Source organism: Oleiphilus sp. HI0086, from assembly GCF_001635225.1.
Genome location: NZ_LWFZ01001103.1, coordinates 1 through 814 on the forward strand (window position 1 = coordinate 1; position 814 = coordinate 814).

An 814-nucleotide genomic window follows, 5' to 3' on the forward strand; every position below is an offset into this window, starting at 1 on the left:
TTGAAAACTTCCCAAGCTTGTCAAAACAAAGCTTAATCGACGATATCGAGACTTGGCTGCTACCCTATTTATCTAGCGTCAGCAGTATGAACGCACTTAAAAAAGTAAACATTCTTGAGCTAGTGAAAAGCTGCCTGGACTGGAATGATCAGCAGCGCATCGAAAGCGAAGCCCCAACGCATTACCAAACACCAAGTCAGAAACGTGTTCCAATTCGCTACGACAGTGACCAAGGCCCAACAGTTTCAGTTGTGCTTCAAGAGGTGTTTGGCGAGCTAAGCTCTCCGACCCTGGCTGAAGGTCGCGTTCCCTTACGTTTTGAATTGCTGTCACCGGCCAGGAGGCCTATCCAGACCACCAGTGATCTCGCTAACTTTTGGAACAGCTCTTACTTTGAAGTCGCTAAGGATATGAAGGGCCGCTACCCCAAACACAGATGGCCAGATAAGCCATTAGAAGAAAAAGCCGGACGTTCGATAAAGCGAAAGTGAAGCCCAAAACCTGTGCAGATCCATCCGAGGCTCGCAAGGGGGATGAAACCCTCTGCCTATGGGCATCATATATCCAATTTATGGCGTGCGAATCACCAGTAAACGTTGTTCAGTCATGTCTTCGATTGCATACTTAATACCTTCACGACCCAGGCCGCTGTCTTTCACTCCGCCATAAGGCATATGGTCAACACGCCAGGACGGTACATCGCCGATTATGACGCCTCCAACCTCGAGGATATCCCATGCTTTATTCGCCTTGTATAAGTCCCGTGTAAATATCCCTGCCTGCAGACCGAACTTGCTATCGTTAACTTCTTCCA

At 48.4% G+C, this 814-nt stretch carries 2 protein-coding genes; one reads left to right on the forward strand and one right to left on the reverse strand.

Going from position 1 to position 814, the window contains the following annotated elements; translation table 11 throughout:
• Positions 1 to 491 (forward strand): ATP-dependent helicase C-terminal domain-containing protein (locus A3756_RS19520; RefSeq protein ID WP_304438908.1); only part of this gene is annotated, 491 nt, incomplete at its 5' end.
• Between the two features lie 78 nt (positions 492 to 569).
• Here A3756_RS19520 and A3756_RS19525 read toward each other — a convergent pair.
• Positions 570 to 814 (reverse strand): aldehyde dehydrogenase family protein (locus A3756_RS19525; RefSeq protein ID WP_156490617.1); only part of this gene is annotated, 245 nt, incomplete at its 5' end.